The organism is Actinosynnema sp. NPDC049800, from assembly GCF_040656635.1.
GTDB lineage: Bacteria > Actinomycetota > Actinomycetes > Mycobacteriales > Pseudonocardiaceae > Actinosynnema.
Window position 1 is genome coordinate 175274 of record NZ_JBFAMT010000004.1, and the last position, 1237, is coordinate 176510.

Below are 1237 nucleotides of genomic sequence, written 5' to 3' on the forward strand. Positions count from 1 at the left end.
ACGGGGTGGCGGAGGCGACGTCGTCCCGTGCGCTGGACCTGTTCACGGACCTGGGCGACCGGCGCGGCCAGGCCAACGCCCTCAACAGCCTCGGCATCGTGCAGTCCATGCGGAGTGAGTACGGGGTGGCGGAGGCGACGTCGTCCCGTGCGCTGGACCTGTTCACGGACCTGGGCGACCGGCGCGGCCAGGCCACCGCCCTCCACAGTCTCGGCCACGTGCAGTACGCGCGGGGTGAATACGGGGTGGCGGAGGCGACGTCGTCCCGTGCGCTGGACCTGTTCACGGACCTGGGCGACCGGTACGGCCAGGCCAACGCCCTCCACAGTCTCGGCCACGTGCAGTACGCGCGAGGTGAGTACGGGGTGGCGGAGGCGACGTTGACCCGTGCGCTGGACCTGTTCACGGACCTGGGCGACCGACACGGCCAGGCCAACGGTCATCTGTATCTCGGAATCACCCAACGCCTGCAAGGCGCTCACGAGCCCGCGACCACGAACCTCACGAAGGCCCTCGCCCTGCTCGGTGAGGTCGGCGACCACGACGGGGAAGCCGAGACCTATAACGCCCTGGGCGAGCTCGCGCTCGCCCACCCCGACGCCGGCGACCCCCACACCCATTTCACCACCGCCCTCACCCTCGCCCGCGACACCGGCTCCCGACTCCACGAAGCCAACGCCCTGGCAGGACAAGGACGATGCCTCCAGCACACCGATCCGGCACGCGCCACCACCCTGCTCCACCAAGCCCTCACTCTCCACCGGGAACTCGACGTCCCCGAGGCGACCCGAACCGCCGCACTCCTGGACACCCTGCAACGCGACTACCCAACCGCCTCCAAGCCACCCGAGAGTTCCGCGCCACTCCACGACCTGCCTGATAGCCGACCTCCCCGCCACTTGTAAGAGCTGCCCACACCTGGTCAAACCCGGCACTGCCTAGGTCGATCACCGTCGAGGGCGAAATCCGTGTCGAGTAACTCAGCTTGTGCGGGGACACCGGGAGTCGTACGGGCTGGCGCCGAACCCGGCAGCGAGCCCGCCTCGCGCCGAACTGCCGTCACTCGGCTTGAGATGGAACGCCCGAGGTGGGGGCGGGCCGACGCGGCCCGGCCCCTGCTGTTACTCGGGTGCGGATAGCTCAAACGATGACTCCACCCACCAGGCTGCCGGTGTGAAACCTCTGGTCAGCGCTGTTCCCATCCTTTGGTGCTCCCGCCCGAGGTCCGGCCCTCCGC

General features: G+C 69.4%; 1 protein-coding gene. It reads left to right on the forward strand.

Annotated elements, in window-relative coordinates:
* A partial coding sequence (locus AB0I91_RS07815) for a tetratricopeptide repeat protein (protein WP_499635938.1) occupies positions 1–905 on the forward strand: 905 nt, incomplete at its 5' end.
* Between the last annotated feature and the right edge of the window lie 332 nt (positions 906–1237).